The organism is Galbibacter kalidii (genome assembly GCF_026241135.1).
Classification (GTDB): domain Bacteria; phylum Bacteroidota; class Bacteroidia; order Flavobacteriales; family Flavobacteriaceae; genus Galbibacter.
The window spans coordinates 1-757 of the sequence record NZ_JAPFGA010000076.1 but is presented as its reverse complement, the minus strand read 5'-3'; the positions used below and the strand labels follow the sequence as shown (position 1 = coordinate 757).

1 pseudogene is annotated in these 757 nt (G+C 55.7%); it reads right to left on the bottom strand.

Features of this window, described 5'->3' with window-relative positions:
• A pseudogene (locus OOZ15_RS19930) lies at positions 1-656 on the bottom strand (hypothetical protein); the annotation flags it as partial.
• Positions 657-757: the final 101 nt, after the last annotated feature.

Here is a 757-nt window from a genome sequence, read left to right as displayed (position 1 = left end):
GGCAAGGGCCCGTAATCGGAAAGCCCGGTGAACACCCCGCCTTCTTCAACCCTCAGGATGTCCCCGGGGACCAGTGGGGTGACCTTATAGAGGTATTTTTCATTTTCCTTTACCTGGGTGTCCTCATACCCCCATCCGGCCATAAGGGCCGCCTGAAAACTTTGGTCGGCCGCATAGAGTGCCCAGGAAAAGCGCTGCTGTTGCTCCTCGGAGAGGTTCACGATGGCCGAGAGTTCATCCTGGCCTTCCACTTCAAACTGTTCCCCGTATAGCGCCTGGGCCACCACGGCTGCATTGTCGTCCCTTTCGATAAGGTCTGCCCAGCTCTCCAGTGGCCGGGGCAAAAGCACCCCCAGGTCTTTTTCTTCCGGGGCGGAAAGGGTCTGTCCATCCCGGGTCACGGTATAACGTTTCAGCTGGTACCCGTACCGGTTGGCCTTTCGCCAGGCCATGGGGGTGGTCACCGCCCAACGCAACAATATCCTGCCCTGTTTTTGTGGCCGGGACATGACAACTGTCCGGGCTTCGGCCGCAGTGGTATCTTTTTGGGTATACTGCCCCCAGGCCGTACATGTGATAAGCATCACCGTTACCGGTGACAATATCCTTGTGCCCATCCCCTTTATAAGGTCCTTTATGTTATGGCTCTTTCTCATCATTGCTCGTTCTTAAAAGGGGTTGTTGTACTTAAATACCTGGTTACTGCCTTTTATGCCCCCCGGCAAGGTGTACTGTAGCCTCACCTTGTAGTCCCCGG